Source organism: Mycobacterium adipatum (genome assembly GCF_001644575.1).
In the GTDB taxonomy this organism is placed as follows: Bacteria; Actinomycetota; Actinomycetes; order Mycobacteriales; family Mycobacteriaceae; genus Mycobacterium; species Mycobacterium adipatum.
In genome coordinates this window covers 5748211-5766367 of sequence record NZ_CP015596.1, presented here as the reverse complement: position 1 = coordinate 5766367, position 18157 = coordinate 5748211, and the positions used below count along the sequence as shown (strand labels likewise).

General features: G+C 67.1%; 21 protein-coding genes. 11 read left to right on the top strand and 10 right to left on the bottom strand.

Annotation, left to right across the window (positions count from 1 at the left end):
- The first annotated feature begins 3 nt into the window (after nucleotides 1-3).
- Nucleotides 4-1512 carry a dynamin-like GTPase family protein gene (locus tag A7U43_RS27520; RefSeq protein ID WP_068001581.1) on the top strand — a complete coding sequence of 503 codons (1509 nt, stop codon included), beginning with the start codon at nucleotides 4-6 and terminating at the stop codon, nucleotides 1510-1512.
- Nucleotides 1513-1515: 3 nt separating this feature from the next.
- Here the strand turns inward: A7U43_RS27520 and A7U43_RS27515 are convergent, their stop codons facing one another.
- The 7 genes from A7U43_RS27515 to A7U43_RS27485 all read right to left on the bottom strand — a co-directional run bounded on the left by A7U43_RS27515 (nucleotide 1516) and on the right by A7U43_RS27485 (nucleotide 6260).
- Nucleotides 1516-1926 (bottom strand): hypothetical protein, encoded by a 411-nt coding sequence (locus tag A7U43_RS27515; protein ID WP_231963487.1) that lies wholly within the window; start codon nucleotides 1924-1926, stop codon nucleotides 1516-1518.
- Nucleotides 1927-1948: 22 nt separating this feature from the next.
- Nucleotides 1949-2890 carry an LLM class F420-dependent oxidoreductase gene (locus tag A7U43_RS27510; protein WP_068001575.1) on the bottom strand — a complete coding sequence of 314 codons (942 nt, stop codon included), beginning with the start codon at nucleotides 2888-2890 and terminating at the stop codon, nucleotides 1949-1951.
- 33 nt (nucleotides 2891-2923) lie between these two features.
- Entirely contained in the window at nucleotides 2924-3547 is a 624-nt protein-coding gene (locus tag A7U43_RS27505; protein WP_068001572.1) for a TIGR03085 family metal-binding protein, read from the bottom strand.
- Between the two features lie 16 nt (nucleotides 3548-3563).
- Nucleotides 3564-4118, bottom strand: a complete 555-nt coding sequence (locus tag A7U43_RS27500) for a hypothetical protein (protein WP_082902490.1) — start codon at nucleotides 4116-4118, stop codon at nucleotides 3564-3566.
- Nucleotides 4119-4225: 107 nt separating this feature from the next.
- A complete protein-coding gene (locus A7U43_RS27495) occupies nucleotides 4226-5227 on the bottom strand; it encodes an acetamidase/formamidase family protein (RefSeq protein ID WP_068001569.1) in 1002 nt (333 codons plus the stop codon).
- Nucleotides 5214-6026, bottom strand: a complete 813-nt coding sequence (locus tag A7U43_RS27490; protein ID WP_068001565.1) for a CbtA family protein — start codon at nucleotides 6024-6026, stop codon at nucleotides 5214-5216. The genes A7U43_RS27495 and A7U43_RS27490 overlap by 14 nt, the downstream gene beginning before the upstream one ends.
- Nucleotides 6027-6038: 12 nt before the next feature.
- Nucleotides 6039-6260, bottom strand: coding sequence for a CbtB domain-containing protein (locus A7U43_RS27485; protein ID WP_068001561.1), 222 nt, complete (start codon nucleotides 6258-6260; stop codon nucleotides 6039-6041).
- 264 nt (nucleotides 6261-6524) lie between these two features.
- Here A7U43_RS27485 and nthB point away from each other — a divergent pair, with 264 nt between their 5' ends.
- From nthB to A7U43_RS27455, 6 genes are all read left to right on the top strand, one after another.
- Nucleotides 6525-7223 (top strand): nitrile hydratase subunit beta, encoded by a 699-nt coding sequence (gene nthB, locus A7U43_RS27480; protein WP_068001559.1) that lies wholly within the window; start codon nucleotides 6525-6527, stop codon nucleotides 7221-7223.
- A 21-nt stretch (nucleotides 7224-7244) separates the two neighbouring features.
- Nucleotides 7245-7841: a nitrile hydratase subunit alpha gene (nthA, locus tag A7U43_RS27475; RefSeq protein WP_068001556.1), complete on the top strand. Its 597-nt coding sequence runs from the start codon at nucleotides 7245-7247 to the stop codon at nucleotides 7839-7841.
- Nucleotides 7841-8227, top strand: coding sequence for a nitrile hydratase accessory protein (locus tag A7U43_RS27470; RefSeq protein ID WP_156526047.1), 387 nt, complete (start codon nucleotides 7841-7843; stop codon nucleotides 8225-8227). Before nthA ends, A7U43_RS27470 begins: the two co-directional genes overlap by 1 nt.
- Nucleotides 8228-8242: 15 nt before the next feature.
- Nucleotides 8243-8761 carry a DUF1097 domain-containing protein gene (locus A7U43_RS27465; protein ID WP_068001548.1) on the top strand — a complete coding sequence of 173 codons (519 nt, stop codon included), beginning with the start codon at nucleotides 8243-8245 and terminating at the stop codon, nucleotides 8759-8761.
- Nucleotides 8762-8830: 69 nt separating this feature from the next.
- On the top strand, nucleotides 8831-9271 hold the full coding sequence (locus A7U43_RS27460; protein ID WP_231963486.1) for a MarR family winged helix-turn-helix transcriptional regulator: 441 nt from the start codon (nucleotides 8831-8833) through the stop codon (nucleotides 9269-9271).
- 114 nt (nucleotides 9272-9385) lie between these two features.
- Nucleotides 9386-10480 carry a substrate-binding domain-containing protein gene (locus tag A7U43_RS27455; RefSeq protein ID WP_231963485.1) on the top strand — a complete coding sequence of 365 codons (1095 nt, stop codon included), beginning with the start codon at nucleotides 9386-9388 and terminating at the stop codon, nucleotides 10478-10480.
- Between the two features lie 8 nt (nucleotides 10481-10488).
- Here A7U43_RS27455 and A7U43_RS27450 read toward each other — a convergent pair whose 3' ends face one another.
- The 3 genes from A7U43_RS27450 to A7U43_RS27440 form a co-directional block, all read right to left on the bottom strand.
- The gene (locus tag A7U43_RS27450; protein ID WP_068003899.1) at nucleotides 10489-11793 is read right to left on the bottom strand and encodes a DUF445 domain-containing protein; all 1305 of its coding nucleotides are present in this window, start codon (nucleotides 11791-11793) and stop codon (nucleotides 10489-10491) included.
- Complete coding sequence (locus A7U43_RS27445) at nucleotides 11790-12707, bottom strand: Abi-alpha family protein (protein ID WP_335582829.1); 918 nt, start codon at nucleotides 12705-12707, stop codon at nucleotides 11790-11792. The genes A7U43_RS27450 and A7U43_RS27445 overlap by 4 nt, the downstream gene beginning before the upstream one ends.
- 121 nt (nucleotides 12708-12828) lie before the next feature.
- Nucleotides 12829-13791 (bottom strand): DUF389 domain-containing protein, encoded by a 963-nt coding sequence (locus tag A7U43_RS27440; RefSeq protein ID WP_068001539.1) that lies wholly within the window; start codon nucleotides 13789-13791, stop codon nucleotides 12829-12831.
- A gap of 171 nt (nucleotides 13792-13962) precedes the next feature.
- Here A7U43_RS27440 and A7U43_RS27435 point away from each other — a divergent pair, with 171 nt between their 5' ends.
- The 4 genes from A7U43_RS27435 (at nucleotide 13963) to grpE (ending at nucleotide 18150) form a co-directional block, all read left to right on the top strand.
- A complete protein-coding gene (locus tag A7U43_RS27435) occupies nucleotides 13963-14550 on the top strand; it encodes a DUF4232 domain-containing protein (RefSeq protein ID WP_068001534.1) in 588 nt (195 codons plus the stop codon).
- A gap of 15 nt (nucleotides 14551-14565) precedes the next feature.
- A complete protein-coding gene (locus tag A7U43_RS27430; protein WP_082902337.1) occupies nucleotides 14566-15465 on the top strand; it encodes an alpha/beta fold hydrolase in 900 nt (299 codons plus the stop codon).
- 235 nt (nucleotides 15466-15700) lie between these two features.
- Nucleotides 15701-17554, top strand: a complete 1854-nt coding sequence (gene dnaK, locus A7U43_RS27425; RefSeq protein ID WP_068001530.1) for a molecular chaperone DnaK — start codon at nucleotides 15701-15703, stop codon at nucleotides 17552-17554.
- Nucleotides 17551-18150, top strand: a complete 600-nt coding sequence (gene grpE, locus A7U43_RS27420; RefSeq protein ID WP_068001527.1) for a nucleotide exchange factor GrpE — start codon at nucleotides 17551-17553, stop codon at nucleotides 18148-18150. The genes dnaK and grpE overlap by 4 nt, the downstream gene beginning before the upstream one ends.
- Nucleotides 18151-18157 lie beyond the last annotated feature (7 nt).

Genomic DNA, 18157 nt, shown 5'->3' with positions numbered 1-18157 from the left:
CTCATGAGCACCAGCGATCACGTCCGCGCAATTCTCGGGGGCACCATCGCTGCCTACCGAGCCGATCCGGCGTACCGGCAGCGCCCCGAGGTGCACGCCGAGCTCGCACAGATCGAGCGCCGGCTCAACGAACCGATGCGGATCGCGCTGGCCGGGACGCTGAAGGCCGGTAAATCGACGCTCGTCAACGCGCTCGTCGGAGAGGACATCGCCCCCACCGACGCCACCGAGGCCACCCGCATCGTGACCCGGTTCCGGCACGGCCCGGCGCCCAAGGTGACGGCCAACCACCGCGACGGCAGCAGGTCGAACGTTCCGATCGCGCGCGCGTCCGGCGACCAGCAACGCAGCCTGACGTTCAGCTTCGCCGGCCTGGACCCCGAGGACGTCGAGGATCTCGACGTCCAGTGGCCGGCCGCCGAGCTCATCGACACCACGATCATCGACACACCGGGCACCTCGTCGTTGTCGCGGGACGTGTCGCAGCGCACGCTGCGGCTGCTGGTGCCCGAGGACGGGGTGCCGCGGGTGGACGCCGTGGTGTTCCTGCTGCGCACCCTCAACGCCGCCGATATCGCGCTGCTCAAGCAGATCGGTGAGCTGGTCGGGGGCACCGCCGGATCCTCGGGTGCGCTCGGGGTGATCGGGGTGGCCTCACGCGCCGACGAGATCGGCGCCGGCCGCATCGATGCCATGCTGTCGGCCCGCGATGTCGCCACCCGGTTCACCGCCGAGATGGACAAGACCGGGATCTGCCAGGCCGTGGTGCCGGTGTCGGGGCTGCTCGCGCTGACCGCGCGCACGCTGCGCCAGAGTGAGTTCGTCGCGTTGGAGAAGCTGGCCGGGGTGCCGCCCGCCGAGCTGGCCAGGGCCATGCTCAGCGTGGACCGCTTCGTGCGCGAGGACGCCGCGCTGCCGGTGGACGCCGCGACTCGCGCGGCCCTGCTGCAACGGTTCGGGATGTTCGGTATCCGGATCTCCATCGCGGTGCTCAGCGCCGGTATCAGCGACTCGGTGTCGCTGGCCGATGAGCTGCTGGAGCGCAGCGGACTGATCGCGCTGCGCGATGTCATCGACCAGCAGTTCGCGCAGCGCTCCGACCTGCTCAAGGCGCACACCGCTTTGCTGTCGCTGCGGCGCTTCGTCCAGGTCAACCCGATCTATGCGAGCCGCCAGATCCTCGCCGACATCGACCCGCTGCTCGCCGACGCACACGCGTTCGAGGAACTGCGCCTCCTGAGTCAGCTACGTTCCCGACCGACCACCCTGACCGAGGACGAGATGGCTTCGTTGCGACGGTTGATCGGCGGGTCGGGGACGGATGCGGCCAGCAGGCTCGGCCTGGGGCCCGACGCCCCGAACGACGGCCCGCGGGCGGCGTTCGCGGCCACCCAACGGTGGCGCCGCCGCGCCGACCACCCGCTCAACGATCCCTTCACCACCCGGGCCTGCCGGGCCGCCGTGCGCAGCGCCGAGGGCCTGGTCGCCGAGTTCCACGCGCGAGGCAGATAGCCGCTACGGCGCCGGGTAGAGCGTCCTGGTCTCGTTCTGACGGGCCCGCCGCCGGGTCGTCGTGGTCTCGTCCTCGTCATCATCGTCGTCGTTCGTCCGCGAGCGTGGTGTGCGGGACGGACGTTCCGACGAGGACGTCTCCGATGAGGACGACGGGCCGATCACGTCGATGATGTCGCTGGTCTCCGGGGGACTGGTGCTGGTGATCGTGGAGGTCGTGGTCGACGAGTCGTCGACGGTCGACGACGAATCCGAAAACGGGGCCACATACTCCAGCGGTGCCGGCTCGGTGGTGTCGACCTGGCGGACCACGAACATCGTCAACCACACGATCAGACCGATGGCCGCCAGCGCGGCCGCACTGGCGGCCAGCAGGGTGGGCGTTCGCTCATGCCACTTGGGATCGCCCGTCACGGCCACCGATAGTAGCCCCGGATCATTCCAGCTGCCGGATGACCTCCGAGCTGAAGAACGCCAGGTGATCGAGGTCCGACATGTCCAGAACCTGCAGGTAGACCCGCTGAACTCCGGCCCGGGTGAAGGCGCCCAGCTTGTCGACGATCTCACCGGCGGTGCCGGCGAGCGGTGAGTTGCCGCGCATCTCGTCGAGTTCCCGGCCGATCGCGGCGGCGCGGCGGGTGAGTTCGGGTTCATCGCTGCCCGCGCACAGCACGAAGCAGGCCGAGTAGACCAGCGAGTCGGGGGCGCGCCCGGCGGCGGCGACCGCGGTGGCCACCCGGTCGTATTGCGCGGTCAGGTCTTCCAGCGAGGCGAACGGGATGTTGAACTCGTCGGCGAATTGCGCGGTGAGTGCCGGGGTCCGCTTCGGGCCGCCGCCGCCGATGATGATCGGCGGGTGTGGTGTCTGCGCGGGCTTGGGCAGCGCCGGTGAGTCTTTGACGGTGTAGTGCGCGCCCGGGTAGTCGAAGGTGTCCCCGACCGGGGTGCCCCACAGTCCGGTGAGGATGTGCAACTGCTCGGTGAGCCGGTCGAAGCGTTCACCCAGCGGTGGGAACGGGATGGCATAGGCCAGGTGCTCGGCCTCGAACCAGCCGGCACCGATGCCGAGTTCGACTCGGCCGCCGCTCATTTCGTCGACCTGTGCGACCGCGATGGCCAACGGCCCGGGGTGCCGGAAGGTGGCCGAGGTGACCATGGTGCCCAATCGGATGGTGCTGGTCTCGCGCGCGATGCCACCCAGTGTCACCCAGGAATCGGTGGGGCCGGGCAGGCCGTCACCGGCCATCGCCAGGTAGTGGTCGGACCGGAAGAAGGCCGAATAGCCGAGTTGTTCGGCTGCCTGCGCGACGGCGAGCTGGTCGGCGTAGCTCGCGCCCTGCTGTGGTTCGACGAAGACGCGGAAGTCCAGGGAAGGCATGCCGGCAAGCCTAGTGGCCGTGCCGTGCCCGCGTCACAGACCGCGGTGGGCGCCCCGCACGGCGTCGACGGCGTCGGCGGCGCCCTGGAAGGTCACCCTGGCCGGCTCTCGTCCCGCGGCGAACAGCAACAGCTCGCCCGGCTCGCCGATGACCGTGACCGGCGAGCCCTTGCCCGCTGTCGCCAGCACCTTGCCCTGCGGCGTCGCCAAGGACACTCGCGCCGGGGTCTTCGACAACGTCATCCGCGCGAACGAGCTGACCTGCTTGGCCAGCGACGCCGTGGTGTCCTCATCGAGAACCCTTGGCTCCCAAGATGGTCCGGCACGACGGACATCCTCGTGATGGATGAACATCTCCGCGACGTTCACCAGTGGGTCCAGCAGGATGAATGGGGAGTACAGCGGCGGGCCGTCCTCGACCTGGGCCAGCAGGGCGGGCCAGTCGGTCGACGCCGTCAGCCGTTCCTGCACCCGTGCGGTGTACCCGGCCAACTTGGGTATCAGGATCCCGGGTGCGGCGTCCAGGCGGCGCTCGCGGACCACCAGATGCGCCGCCAGATCGCGGGTCGTCCAGCCCTCGCACAGCGTGGCTGCGTCGGGTCCTGCGGCGCGCATGGTGTCTACCAGTGCAGCGCGTTCTCGGCGAGCAATGCTCATGTGACCACCCGGTTCATCAGTACGTCTGGACCCCTTCGATGCGGACGAACATGCCATGCCCGCTGCCGTCGTTGGTGAAACGGGTGCCGTCCTCGGCCGCCTCGATGGTCCACCCCAGTGCGGTGTAGGTGCGGTAATCCAGTGGCACGGTGGGGATGTCGCCGAGGTTCCCGGACACCCAGGTGACCGCGCCGTTCGCCGCCACGTTCACCCCGTTGGCCGGGAACCCGTCGATGGTCGGCGAGTTCTCGAACTCCGCCTCGCAGCCCACCGCGTCGGCGCTGATCTGGCAGCGGGTCAGCCCCGATTTCGTCTCGATGTAGACGTAGCCGTTCTGCGGTGCGAGGGCCTCGGCCCCCGGGGACCGCGGCGTCGCCGACGGCGGAGGCGGCACCGGCGTGGCCGTGGTGGTGCGGGTCGGCCGTGAGGTCGGGAAATCCGGTTCGGTACCCGAGGGCGCTGAACCGACCGGATTGCCGTCGGTGCTCTCACTGCAGCCCGACAGCGCCACGGTGAGCGCGAGAGCCCCGGCCCCGATGCACGTTGCCGCCCGTATCGCCCTGCCTGCCACGAGTTCGAGGCTACCGGGCAGAACGCCCAACGGCGGTCGGCGACATGGGGCACCCGCATCGGTGTCGTGTCTGGCGACGGCCTCGGGTCCCGCCGGGGACTCCGTCGCTAGGTCAACTCGCCGGCGCGCTGCCGCATCAGCCGGTGCATGCCCCGGTAAGGGTCGGTGGGTGGCAGGAGCGTCTTGTGGATCTTGGTCACCGCGCTGTAGTTGACGTCCACCACGTTTGCCAGTGGTGAGCGACACAGCTGGGAGCACAGTTGATACGCGTCCATGGTGGTGAGCCCGTACAGCTCGCCGAGCCAGCGCACCATCTCGACCTGGCTGCACCGCCACGCGTCCTCAAGCGGGCGAGCGGATCCCACGGTGAGCAGGGCGTCGTCGTGCTCCATTCGCGGCCAGGCGGGTGCATGTCCTTTGATCAGATCGACGATCAACGTGACGTTCATGGCCCCCTCCAAGGCGGTGCCGCAGGTCTCGCCCTCGCCCTGGCGGTAGTGGCCGTCGCCCACCGAGAACGCGGCGCCGTCGACGTTGACCCCCAGATAGACGGTGGTGCCCGCCCGGAGTTCGGGGGTGTCCATATTGCCCCCGAAGTAGTCGGGCACCAGGGTGGTGCGGACTTCCCGGAGGGCCGGCGCCACGCCGAGCGTGCCCAACATCGGTGCCAGCGGCAGCTCCCAGGTGAAATCGCTGTCGTGCGCGACGAACGTCGCCGAGGAGGCGGCTCGGTCGACCGCGTAGATCCAGGTCAGTTCCGGCAGCGGCGCCTGCAGTCCGGCGGTGCGATCGGTTCCGGTGAGAGCGCCGAACAACGGAATCGTCGTCGAAGCCGCCCAGTCCCGCGCCGGTTCCAGCGAGACGATGTGCACCGCCAGGGTGTCCCCGGGCTCGGCGCCGGTGACGTGGAAAGGCCCGGTCTGAGGATTGAGTTCCTTCGGATTGAGCACCTCGCTCGGCCGGTCGGTGGCGGAGGTGACCCGGCCCGCGAAGGCGTCTTCGGTCCACAGTCGCATCGCCGTCCCGGGTGCGACCTCCAGCACCGGTTCGGCGCCGCCGAACGTCCACACATACTGATCGGGGCTGGGCGTGAACTCAACGATGCGCATACAGTGCACCTCCGGTGTTTCTGGCGGGGCGTGTCTTGAGCACGTGGGGGAGGAGCACGGCGAAGCTGCCGGCCAGGACGATCCACAACACGGCCTGGCAGATCAGTGCTTCGCTGCGGAACTCGGCCAGCAGACCGGCCGGGAAGCCGGGGAACAGGATGGTGCCATCCAGATCCGTGAGGGGTGCGGGTGTTTCGTCGTATGACGGGAGAGCCATGATCACCGCCGCCATCGCTGCCAGGTACCCAACGCAACCGCTCACCCCCGCCACCCAGCCGCCGAACCGGGCAGCCATGCGCAACGCGGCGATACCCGCGACCGCCGCGAGTGCCACCGACGCGATCAGCAGCGCCAGATAGGCCGTGGTGCGATCGCCGGCGGTCTCCGGCGCCCCCACGCCGGGCAGGTTGGCCGGGTAGGCCACCCACGGCACGGCGGCCACACTGACGAAACCCGCACCGGCGACCAAGACGGCCACCAGTCGCGGGTCGGCCACCACCCGGTGCCGCTGCAGGGTCGCCGACACGACGGTCAGCGCGACGGCGAACAGCGCGCCGGTGATGACAGCGAACATGACCGTGCCGACACCGGCCCCGATGTTCTCCTGAATCGCACGGGTGAACACCTCATGCTCGTGGGCGTGCTCTGCGCCGGCGGCTGCCGCGGCGTGCGAACGCGCCTCCTCGTAGGAGATGGCCTCGGCGATCAGCGGGGCAATCTGCGTGCGTGCGTAGAGGAATGAGGCACCGCCGGCCAACGCGCCGGCAAGTAACCCGAGCCCGATGAACTTCTTTTCCATGACGAGATCCGATCAGTGGCAGGGGAAGCCGAGCAGGTGGCGGGCATCGTGCAGGAACTCGTGCACGTGGGTGTCGGATCCGAACACCGACACCGCACCCTGGTCGTAGCCGAGGAAGTAGTAGGCGATGAGCGCCAGCACGGTGGTCGTCGTCAGCCACAGTGCGGCGCTGGCAGTGGTGCTGTCCGGCAGCGCCACTGCGGCGGCCGTGGTTCCGGTCTTTGCGGTCGACATCTGTGTTGCCCTCTCGTCGGTGCCAATTACTTCCAATTGGCAACTATTTCTGTTCATCGACAGTGTGGGAAGTATTGGGAGCTCGAGTCAACTGGTGCGGAGCGTTGATCAGGCTTTGAAACGCACAATTAACGTGGCGAGCGACGGCAGGTTAAGTGCGTGTAACGGCTGCTCTGCGCGGATTGCGATACGCGTCGACGGTGTCCATAGTTTCAGTTGGAAGTATTACGAATCCGAAGTATAGAAACGGAGGTGTGATCAGCAATGCATGGTCCACATGATGTCGGCGGCCGGGATGGACTGGGCCCCGTCGCCACCGAGTTCCTGGAGCCGGGTATCCCGGACTGGCGCTACCCGTTCGAGGGGCGGATGCACGCGGTCACGGCGATGGCACTGCAGCAGGGCGTGTTCAACCTCGACGAACAGCGGCACGGAATCGAGTTGATGAAGTGGAGCGATTACACCGACTCCACCTACTACTCGCACTGGCTGTTCTCGGTCGAGAAACTGCTCAACGACAAGGGGATCATCTCGCACGAGGAGGTCGATCAGCGGATGAAAGAGCTGGGTGCACCGGCCATGACGCCGCATCCGGCCAAACCCGAGACGCTCTCGCCGCTCGCGGCGAACATGATGGACTTCATCTGGAACGGCACCCCGCACGACCTCCCCGCGGTCACCCCGCCGGTCTACGAGATCGGTGCAGCGGTGCGGGTGCTGAACCTGCACGAGTCCAGCCACAACCGTCTGCCCGGCTACCTCAATCGTGCGACCGGCGAGGTGGTCAAGCAGTACGGGGCCTACCGCGACCCGGCGGCCAGCGCGCACCGGCAGGTCGAGGAGCCGCACCAGCTGTACATGGTGCGCTTCAGTTCCACCGAGCTCTGGGGCCCCACCGTGACCGAAGAGTTCGACCTCTACGCGGATCTGTTCGAGGGCTACCTCGAACCGGTCGGCGCCTGACTAACGAAGGAGTATTTCGAGATGGACTGGATTTCCATGGCCGACGTCGAAGCGCGGGTCAACGCGCTGGAGTCGTTGATGGTCGAGAAGGGTCTGGCCGAGCACGAGGCGGTCGACGCGGTGGTCGCCTCGTTCGAGAACGACATGGGCCCGGTCAACGGCGCCAAAGTGGTGGCGCGGGCCTGGACCGATCCGCAGTACCGGGAGTGGCTGCTCTCCGATGCCACCGCGGCCATCGCCGACATGGGCTTCACCGGTCTGCAGACCGAGCATATGGTCGCAGTCGAGAACACCGCGCAGCGGCACAACGTCGTGGTCTGCACCCTGTGTTCGTGCTATCCGTGGACACTGCTGGGCATTCCGCCGGCGTGGTTCAAATACCCGCAGTACCGGGCGCGGGTCGTCAAGGAGCCGCGCAGTGTGCTCTCCGAGTTCGGCGTCACGCTGGACGACGACGTCAAGATCGACGTGTGGGACAGCAGTGCGGAGATCCGCTATCTGGTCATCCCGCAACGTCCGGCAGGTACCGAAGGCCTCACCGCCGACGAACTGGTGCCGTTGATCAGCCGGGATTCCATGGTCGGCACCGCTCTGGTCGCCGCGCCCGCGGGGGCATGATGACGGCGCCTGCGCTGGACCTCACCGGTCTCGACGAGCTGGGCGGCGCCGTCGCCCTGCCCAGGTCGAACGGCGAGCTGATATTCGACGCTCCCTGGCAGGGACGGCTTTTCGGGCTGGTGGTGCACATGTGCCAGTCCGGCCGTTTCGTGTGGGACGACTTCAAGAAGCACCTGATCGACGTCATCGACGCCTCCGGTGTGGACGATGTCTGCGATCCTTCGGTCTACTACCGCCAGTTCGGGGAGGCATTCACCCGCCTGGTTGCCGAGAAGGGTTACGTCAGTGCCGATCTCATCGAGGAACGCAGCCGGGTCGAGGCCGACCGGTTGTCGCACAACGATCATGACCACGATCACGATCACGACCATGGCCACCGGCACTGAGGGAAGGGAACGTTGATGACCAAGCTCACCGCGCTGTCGCTGAGCGTCGGGGTGTTCGGGATGCTCTCGACGCTGATGACGGCGACCATCTGGCCGCTTCCCGTGTGGGTGCTGTTTCTGGCGTGGGCATCCTTCTTCTTCGTGGGATCCGGGCTGACGGGCTTGGCAAAGTCGGTGGCCTGCAACTGGACCGGAATCGCGATCGCCACGGCGACGCTGCTCTCGGTCCAGTCCACCGGCAGCGCGCTGTGGCTGTCGATCGCGGTCGGCGTCGGCAGCCTGGCCATGGTGCAGGCCTCGCGACTGCCGTGGATCTCGGCGACGCCGGCCATCGTGTTCGGATTTGCGATGACGGTCGGCACCATCGCCGCGACCGGGAACGGGATCACCACGGTGGGCAGCGGTCATCCCGCACTGGTGGCGGCGATCACCGCGCTGGTCGGTGCTGGCTTCGGCGTGGCCTCCGAATGGGGAGCCACCTTGATCAGCAAGGCGTTCGGCTCACGCGCGGCGCCGGTGACGCAACCCGCGTGACCGGCCTGCCCCCGATAAGCTGCACAATAACAACAGTTCGCGATGGTAGCGATCACGTCAGGAGCGGTAGTGCCGATCACGACCGGTGTCGAAAGTGTCTCCGAAGTGTTCTTCCGGATCGGTCGCTGGTGGACCGAGTCACTGTCGCAGGGGCTCCTCGACAGCGAGGTCAGCACCATCGAGGGATGGCGGGTCCTCGGAGCACTCCGCGGTGGCGAAGGCTTCACCATGAGCGAAATGTCCACGGCCATGGCGATTCCTCCACCCACGCTGACGAGAATCGTGGACAAATTGGTCGACGGCGGCTTCGTGCTCCGGCGGGTGGACGCCACCGACCGCCGGCGCGTGCTGATCTATCTGTCGGCCAGGGGCAAGTCCAAGGTGCGCCGGCTGGCCCGCCAAGAGGCGGCGATGAAAGCCACCCTCACCGAGGAGTTCGGTGAGGACAACGCCATCGCGCTGATCAGAACGTTGGCCCGCGCCAGTGAGCTGCCGATCCCGGGACGCTGACACCGGTCGCTGCCGGATCGCAACTTTTTCATCGCGCGAACAACGACGCAATGTCGCGTTAACGGGGCACCGAGAAGATGGCACGACAACCCGTCCGGGTGGATGGAGGCAACGGTGGATTCGATATCGCCGCCCGTCGGCGCGCCCCGGCACCGGTCCACGATCGACATTGCCCTGGTGGTGCCGCGTAGTGGATCCGCCGGCATCTACGGCCCGTCCTGTGAGGCCTGTGCCGAACTGGCGATCGCCGATCTGAACGCGGGCTCCGGGCTGATGGGCAAGCAGGTTCGTCTCCGGTTGGTCGACGGGAGCCGGACGCCGTCCGTGGTCGCGGCGGAGATCCAGCGTCTGCTGCAGCGCGGGGCGATCGACGCGGTCACCGGATGGCACATCTCCCCGGTGCGGCAGGCCATCGCCCGGGTCACCGCCAACCGGGTGCCCTACGTGTACGGACCGCTCTATGAGGGCGGCGAACGAACACCCGGGCTGTTCCTCACCGGTGAGACGCCCTCGCGGCAACTGTTACCCGCGATGGACTGGATGAACTCCGAGTACGGAATCGACCAGTGGGTGCTGATCGGGAACGACTACGTCTGGCCCCGCCAGACCGGACTGGCCGCCCGATTGCATGCCCGTTCGCAGGGTCGGCCGCTGTTGGACGAGATCTATGTTCCGCTCGGAACGCAGGACTTCGGCGCGGCGATACGCCAGGTCGAGGCGACCGGTGCCGCGGGCGTGCTGCTGTTGCTGGTCGGCGGTGACGGGGTGGCATTCAATCGCCAGTTCGCCGCCGCCGGATTGTGCCCGGCCGTGCCTCGACTGAGCCCGCATGTCGAGGAAAACATGCTGCTCGCCAGCGGTAGCGACAGCAATGACGGGTTGTTCGCGGCTGCAGGCTATTTCGAAGCCCTCAACACCACCGCCAGCATGGATTTCGCGTCACGCTACTACCGGCACTTCGGTGCGTCGGCTCCGGCACTCAACAGCATCGGCGAATCCTGCTATGAGGCACTGACCCTGCTGATCGCGCTGACCGAACGGGCAGGATCACTGGGTATCGACCAGCTCGCGGGCGCCGCCGAGGGCTTGACCTACATCAGCCCGCGCGGTGAGGTCACCATGCGCGGCAATCAGATGTCGCAAGATATCTACGTGGCCGAGGCCAAGGGCCTGGACTTCGAAGTGCGGTCCCGGATCTCGGCCGCCTGAGATCCCGGCTACTGGTGCATGGCGATGCGCAGCGCCTGATGGGCCGGTTCGTTGCCGAAATTCTCGATCAGCACCACCTGGAGTTCGCCGACCACACCACCGAGAATGGCACCGACCGCGATCATCGTCGGCTCGTCGTCCTTGAACACCGGCCGCAGGATCGACTCGTACTCCTCGTTGCTCAGCTGGCCCATCTTGTCGATGATGGTGTTCTCCAGGTCGAGCACGTTCATCGCGTAATCCTGGGCCTCCAGCAGCGTGGTCGGCAGCTGCTCCAGCACCATCTGAACCAGGTTGTCCTTCAGCGCGTTGTACCGCTGGGTGCCCACCGCCATCTTGACCAGGGGAGCCGCGATCCCGGTCTGGGCGTCGATGGCCGCGCCGACCTCCTTGCCGATCAAGGAGAACAGTTTGTCCGCGCCCGGACCGCGCAGCACCCCGTCGAACAGAATCTCGGGGGAGAACAGATCCTCGGCCAGAATCCGAGCGTAATCGCGGGTGACCTTGTCGCGCTGGGCGTGCAGCAGGCCCTGGAACGGAATGAAACCCAGGTACTTTTTCGGCTCGATCGGACGGAACAACATGTTCAGCGCGATGTAATCGCTGATGAAGCCGACGCCGAAACCGAAGGCCGGCATGATCCACGGATTCTTGAACAACGCCCAGGCGATCATCTGCACGACGCCGATGACGAGCCCGAAGTAGATGCCGCTGCGGCGGACGAAGGCCATCGCGTCATCGCCCATGCCACGCATCAGCTTGTTGAGCTTGTCCTTGTTGCGAACCAGGGTGGTGACGGCCAGGAATTGGATGTCGACGAACCGCGGAAGGTCGGCGCGCATCTCGTTCATCAGGGACTCGACCACCCGCGGTGTCTCGTCGTGGATGCGTTTCTGGATGGCGCGGCGCCCGGCCTCGGGAAGCGAATCCCACAGTCCCGGACGGATCTGTTCGGCGACGTCGCGCGAGATGCGGTCGATCGCTTCGGTCAGGGGTTCGCGGAGCGCCTCGACGGCCTCTTTGGCGTCCACCCGGTCGAGCAGTTCCTCGGGTTTCAGCAGATTCTGGGTGAGTAGCTCGATGGTCTTGGAGCCGACCTTACCGGCCCGGCGCGGCACGATGCCCTGCCAGCCGAAGGGGCCAATCCCCTTGAATTCCATTGGCCGGTAGAGCATCTCGACGGCAACGATCTTCGTGCTCCACCCGACGAAAGCCGCGATGAACGGCATGGACAGGTAGATGAACCAGTTGACCCGGAAGTCTGCCTGGATTTCCTGCCAGGACTCGATGGCGAGGATCGCCTCGGATGTCACGGACCGTCCTGCTGCACGGCCGCCGCCCACAGACCCTTGCCCAGCCCGGACAGCCGCAGGGACAACTTCTCGGTCCGCGCGATCAACGGGCCGCGCGATGCGCTCTTGATCGCCTTCAACACCATCGGTTCCGCCATCAGCACCTCGTAGTCCGCTTTACGTGACGGGTCTTCGGGACCGGTCTCGACCAGTCCAAGGGATAGCAGATGATCGACGTACTGGGGGACCATATGGGGAAGTGCGACGTTTGCGGTGCGACCGATGAGGCACGCGTTCTGCAGGACGACCTGGTTGCGGGACCGGCTGTGCACGTTCACCAGCGGTGAGGACGTCCCGTCCGAGAGCGCCCCCACGATGCGGGCTTCGTCGGCCACCAGCTGGTCGAGCAGCCGGTGATAGAGCTCCTGCTGGCTGCCGGCGGTGCTCTGGTCCAGGGCACGATCCAACAGCCTGCCGAGCTTGGTATGCAGCGAATCGTGCTGCGACGGCTCGGGCTGCGGTAGCGGTCGGGGCGCGGCCTCGATGGACTCCAGCCGGTTCTTCACGTAGGTGGCGACCTGCTCCTCGCCCCAGGAGGCGAGCTTGAGTCCGGTCTTCGCCGCGTCGACGGCGCGGTCGGTGATGCCCAGTGGGTCGAACCATTTCGGCACCACGGGTTGCTGCTTGGGGGTGCGGATCGCGATGGCGATATCGCCGAGCGGAGTGGAGAAGCGGAAGCCGCGGCGATTGAAGCCGTTGCGCTTGACCGGGGTCTTGTCGGTGACGGTGGCCTCGACCGGCTCCTCGGCGGGCGCGGGTTCGTCAGGTATCCCCTCGGTGCCGGCGGCCACGGGCACCTCGATGATCTCGGTGACGGACTCGTCCGCGGAACCGGGTTGAGGAATCTGCTCGGACATCAGTTGATCGACCCCCATGCGCGACGACGGGTGAGCGGCGCCCCGGTCGTCCTTGACCGCGGTCGCCGTCGTTCCCGGCAGGTTACCTAGTGTTGGTATGGCAGCGGCGGGCGGCACACATACGACCCGCATCGCCCGCCTAGAGCATGCGTCGCGGTCTGCTCATGGCCTTCGCTCGACGCAACGACACCCTCGACCACACGAATTGCTGCAACGCCAGGGTGAGCCATCCGGCCAGCGCCATGCCCAGGAGATTCACCAGCAACTGAACGACGCTGGGCCAGACCTCATGGCCTGCGCCGAAGGCGAGTCCCAACGCGATGTTGCCCGCTGCCGGCACCGTGGTCACCGAGATGAACACCCCCGCCAGGCCGCCGGCCTTCGTGGAGGTGACCGACAGGACGCCGGCGGCCCCCGCGATCAAGGCCACGATGAACGACCACTTGTCCGGGCTGTAGATGAAGTCGGTGGCGGGTCGGGGGCCCACGACGTTGGCAAGGGTGACCCAACCCAGGGCCCGGCCGATCAGCGCGAACACGGTGGTGGCCGCGATGGCTGCCGTGAAACCCAGGACCAGGGTGCGGACCGCGTGCCCCAGTAGCGCAAAACGGCGCCGCACCAGGGCGACACCGAGGGCGGCGATGGCGCCGAACTCCGGGCCCAGCACCATCGCTCCGATGACCAGGATCTGCGAGTCCAGCACGATGGCGATGGCCGCGATCACGGTCGCCAGCGTCATGAAACAGAGATAGGTCCAGTTGAGCTCGGACTCTTCATACGAGCGTTGCGCGACCTCGGCCCACACCACGGCATCGGCACTGCTACCAGGAGCCCTCAGTTCGGCGTCGAAACCCTCGCTCGACAGCCAGGTGTCGACGCGCTGGATTTCGATGGTGCCCCGACGATGCACGCCGAGGGCACGCAGTCCGGCGACGATCTCGTTGACGGACTCCCGGGGGGCATCGGCGAGCAGCAAGTCCCCGCGTGGTCGTATCGCGGCGTCCTTGACGACGACGAGACCGCTCACGCACGGATCTGCCTCGAGGACGGACACGACGTCGTCGGTCATGTCGCTCGGGGCCAGGATCCTCACATGCAGCATTCGAAAAGTGTGCCGCCGGTGCGTCCGCAATTCCGGATGGCGCGCTGGCGGGGCCGATCTCGCCCGGTATACCTTGCCCGCCGGCGCATGTACCGCGGCGACGTCAGTAGACGAGACCGGTGTACGCGCACATTGGGATCGGTAGCGCCGGCGACGCCGTTGGATCGCGTCATGAACATGTGGAACGTGTCGCTGCCGGTCGCGGTGGCCGCATTGCTCGCCGGGTGCGCATCCGGGCCCGCTCCCCAAGCCGGATCGACGGACGCGACAACACCGGTGACGACCATGCACACCGCCGCGACGGTGACCGCGACGGTGACCGCTCCTCTCCCTGCTCCCGCCGCGACCGCCGTATCACCGGAGGTGCGGCAGGACGCTGTGCCGTGTGCGGACACCGATCTGGTGGTCTCCCACCGCCCGCTGGAGTCGCAGGGCTCCGAGTACCGGGTGGTGCTGGAGTTCGAGAACGTCACGTCCAAGAGCTGCACACTGCAGGGCTACCCGGGCGCCGACATCGTCGACAAGGATGGCCCGACCCTGCACGTCGAGCGTCGCCAGCAGATCGCCGCACCGCTGCTGACATTGGCGCCCGGAGAAATCGCGACCGCGGATCTCCAGGCCAGCGATGTGCATCGCGAGACCGAGAGCCCCTGTGAGAACTGGGGTTTGGTGGTCATCACCGCGCCCAACATGTTCCAGCAGCGGCAGTTGGATCTCCGGCTGCCGATGTGCAGCGCCCTGATCAGTTCGGTGACGTAAGGCAGACTGCCGAAGGTGGGGGATCAGAGCAGAACTGGTCACGGGCCCGCGCCCTTCGCGCCGCACCGTGATCTGACGGTGTGCGGGGGGCCGGTGCGCCTGTACCGCGCGGGCGAATCCGGGCCGCCCCTGCTCCTGCTGCACGGAGCCATGCTCGACACGGGCCAAGGGGTGTGGCACGACGTCGTCGGGCAGTTGGCGCGTGGGTATCGCGTCCACGTCATCGACATGCCCAGACACGGCGGGAGCAGACCCTGGACAGGGCGTCTCGACGATAACTTCTACCGCCGGTTCGTCCCGGCGCTGCTTGACGCGATCGGTGTTTCCCGGGTCGGCGTGATCGGGTTGTCGATGGGTGCCGGGGTGGCCGTGCGGTTCGCGCTGGACCACCCGGACCGGGTGAGCGCGTTGGTCGCGGTCGGTCCCGGCGGGATCGGGGCAAAGCGGCGGTACCAATTTCTCACCTGGGCGGTCATGCGTGTTCCGGGTCTGCTCCGGTCGTGCAGCTGGGCACTGGCCCGTTTGCCGGGTTACCTGCGGTCCGCGTTGGCCGCCAGTTTGACCGCCGGCGCCGATACCCCCGGATTCGAGCGCATCGTCGAGCACGCCGTCGCGGAGGCCCGGGCGAAGAGCCGGCACCGGGAGAAGGTGCTCGATGACTGGCAGATCTACGCCTACGGACCCGGTGCGATGCGCCTCGACCTCGCGCCCGAGCTGCCGACCTTGACCGTGCCCACCCTGTGGGTCCGCGGTGCCGGCGACCCGTTGGTCGGTGCGGATGAGTTCGCCGCTGCTCGGGCGCGGACGCCGGGCTCGAGATCGGCGACGATCCCCGGGGCCGGTCACATCGTCACCTACGACCAACCTGAAGTGTTCGTCCGCGTGGTGCGGGAGTTTCTCGCCACGGTCCTCTGACTACCGGGCGAAACTCGCGTACCCGTCGCGATCCGGGGCTTGCCGACAACCGGTACGCGAGTTTCGCCGGGAAAGGCGGGGTGGCCCGGGAACAAATCCGCGGAGCGGCCCGTTGACCATTTCGACAACTTGAGTGAACTAGACTCAACTCTTGCTTGACAGGCAGCGGCCCGCAGGTGCAGGCTTGAGCGAGGTTCACTCAGATCCGAAGAAAAGCTATCAGGAGGCAATCACTATGGCTCGTGCGGTCGGTATCGACCTCGGGACCACCAACTCCGTCGTCGCAGTGCTGGAGGGTGGCGACCCAGTCGTCGTCGCCAACTCAGAAGGCTCCCGGACCACGCCGTCGGTCGTCGCGTTCGCGCGCAACGGCGAGGTGCTGGTCGGTCAGCCCGCAAAGAACCAGGCGGTGACCAACGTTGACCGGACCATCCGTTCGGTCAAGCGCCACATGGGCAAGGACTGGTCCGTCGAAATCGACGGCAAGGACTACACGCCCCAGGAAATCAGCGCGCGCATTCTGCAGAAGCTCAAGCGCGACGCCGAGGCCTACCTCGGTGAGGACATCACCGACGCCGTCATCACGGTGCCCGCCTACTTCAACGACGCCGAGCGCCAGGCCACCAAGGAAGCCGGCCAGATCGCCGGCCTCAACGTCCTGCGCATCGTCAACGAGCCCACCGCGGCGGCGTTGGCCTACGGCCTGGACAAGGGCAGCAAGGAACAGACCATCCTGGTCTTCGACCTCGGCGGCGGCACCTTCGACGTGTCCCTGCTGGAGATCGGCGACGGTGTCGTCGAGGTCCGCGCCACCTCCGGTGACAATCACCTCGGTGGCGACGACTGGGACGACCGGATCGTCGAGTGGCTGGTCGACAAGTTCAAGAGCACCAGTGGCATCGACCTGACCAAGGACAAGATGGCCATGCAGCGGCTGCGGGAAGCCGCCGAGAAGGCCAAGATCGAGCTCTCCTCCGGGCAGAGCACCTCGATCAACCTGCCCTACATCACCGTCGACGCGGACAAGAACCCGTTGTTCCTCGATGAGCAGCTGACCCGCGCCGAGTTCCAGCGCATCACCCAGGATCTGCTGGACCGCACCCGTGCGCCGTTCCAGCAGGTGATCAAGGACGCCGGAATCTCCGTCGGCGAGATCGATCACGTGGTGCTCGTCGGTGGTTCCACCCGGATGCCCGCCGTCACCGACCTGGTCAAGGAACTGACCGGCGGCAAGGAGCCCAACAAGGGCGTCAACCCCGACGAGGTTGTCGCCGCGGGCGCCGCGCTGCAGGCCGGTGTGCTCAAGGGTGAGGTGAAAGACGTTCTGCTGCTTGACGTCACCCCGCTGTCCCTGGGTATCGAAACCAAGGGCGGCGTGATGACCAAGCTCATCGAACGCAACACCACCATCCCGACCAAGCGCAGCGAGACCTTCACCACGGCCGATGACAATCAGCCCTCGGTGCAGATCCAGGTGTTCCAGGGTGAGCGCGAGATCGCCTCGCACAACAAGCTGCTGGGCTCCTTCGAGCTGACCGGCATCCCGCCGGCCCCGCGCGGCGTGCCGCAGATCGAGGTCACCTTCGACATCGACGCCAACGGCATCGTGCACGTCACCGCCAAGGACAAGGGCACCGGCAAGGAGAACACGATCAAGATCCAGGAGGGCTCCGGCCTGTCCAAGGAGGAGATCGACCGGATGATCAAGGACGCCGAGGCGCACGCCGACGAGGACCGTCAGCGTCGCGAAGAGGCCGACGTCCGCAACCAGGCCGAGTCGCTGGTCTACCAGACGGAGAAGTTCGTCAAGGAGCAGCGTGAGGCCGAGGGCGGCTCCAAGGTCTCCGAGGACACCCTGACCAAGGTCGACGGTGCCATCGCCGAAGCCAAGACCGCTCTGGCCGGCACCGATATCGCGGCCATCAAGACCGCGATGGAGAAGCTGGGCACCGAGAGTCAGGCGCTCGGCCAGGCGATCTACGAGGCCACCCAGGCCGAGCAGGGCGCCGGTGGCGATGCGGGATCCCAGCAAGCCGATGACAACGTCGTCGACGCCGAGGTTGTCGAGGATGACCAGGAGCGCAAGTGAGCCAGGGCGATTCGCACGAAGAGCCGGTGACCATCACCGACAAACGGCGCATCGATCCGGAGACCGGCGAGATCCGTGACCCGGCGTCTCCCCCCAGCGGGGAGGCGTCGGGGGACTTCGCCGGTGAGACCCCGGAGGAGGCGGGCAAGGCCGCGGAGTTGCTCAACGACCTGCAGCGCGTCCAGGCCGATTTCGCCAATTACCGCAAGCGGGCGCTGCGTGATCAGCAGGTCACCGGCGAGCGCGCGAAGGCGGCGGTCATCACCCAGCTGCTGGGTGTGCTCGACGACCTCGAGCGGGCCCGCAGCCACGGTGATCTGGAGTCCGGACCGTTGAAGGCGGTGGCCGAGAAGTTGACCTCCACCCTGGAAGGCCTGGGGCTCACGAGCTTCGGCGCCGTGGGTGAGGACTTCGACCCGTCCCTGCACGAGGCCGTCCAGCACGAGGGCGACGGATCGTCGCCGGTGGTGGGCACCGTCATGCGCCGCGGCTACAAGGTGGGAGACCTGGTGGTCCGCCACGCCATGGTTGGTGTGGTCGACACGGTCGAGAATGCCGACGTGAACAGTGCACAACCCGCAGAATCAGAAGACTGACCCGGTG

Bases quoted from the DNA above. Each gene is read 5' to 3' on its own strand.
- A7U43_RS27520 (WP_068001581.1), top strand. From the start codon at position 4: ATGAGCACCAGCGATCACGTCCGCGCAATTCTCGGGGGCACCATCGCT.
- A7U43_RS27510 (WP_068001575.1), bottom strand. From the start codon at position 2,890: ATGCCTTCCCTGGACTTCCGCGTCTTCGTCGAACCACAGCAGGGCGCG.
- A7U43_RS27505 (WP_068001572.1), bottom strand. From the start codon at position 3,547: ATGAGCATTGCTCGCCGAGAACGCGCTGCACTGGTAGACACCATGCGC.
- A7U43_RS27495 (WP_068001569.1), bottom strand. From the start codon at position 5,227: ATGCGCATCGTTGAGTTCACGCCCAGCCCCGATCAGTATGTGTGGACG.
- A7U43_RS27490 (WP_068001565.1), bottom strand. From the start codon at position 6,026: ATGGAAAAGAAGTTCATCGGGCTCGGGTTACTTGCCGGCGCGTTGGCC.
- A7U43_RS27485 (WP_068001561.1), bottom strand. From the start codon at position 6,260: ATGTCGACCGCAAAGACCGGAACCACGGCCGCCGCAGTGGCGCTGCCG.
- nthB (WP_068001559.1), top strand. From the start codon at position 6,525: ATGCATGGTCCACATGATGTCGGCGGCCGGGATGGACTGGGCCCCGTC.
- nthA (WP_068001556.1), top strand. From the start codon at position 7,245: ATGGACTGGATTTCCATGGCCGACGTCGAAGCGCGGGTCAACGCGCTG.
- A7U43_RS27470 (WP_156526047.1), top strand. From the start codon at position 7,841: ATGACGGCGCCTGCGCTGGACCTCACCGGTCTCGACGAGCTGGGCGGC.
- A7U43_RS27465 (WP_068001548.1), top strand. From the start codon at position 8,243: ATGACCAAGCTCACCGCGCTGTCGCTGAGCGTCGGGGTGTTCGGGATG.
- A7U43_RS27445 (WP_335582829.1), bottom strand. From the start codon at position 12,707: ATGGGGGTCGATCAACTGATGTCCGAGCAGATTCCTCAACCCGGTTCC.
- A7U43_RS27440 (WP_068001539.1), bottom strand. From the start codon at position 13,791: ATGCTGCATGTGAGGATCCTGGCCCCGAGCGACATGACCGACGACGTC.
- A7U43_RS27435 (WP_068001534.1), top strand. From the start codon at position 13,963: ATGAACATGTGGAACGTGTCGCTGCCGGTCGCGGTGGCCGCATTGCTC.
- dnaK (WP_068001530.1), top strand. From the start codon at position 15,701: ATGGCTCGTGCGGTCGGTATCGACCTCGGGACCACCAACTCCGTCGTC.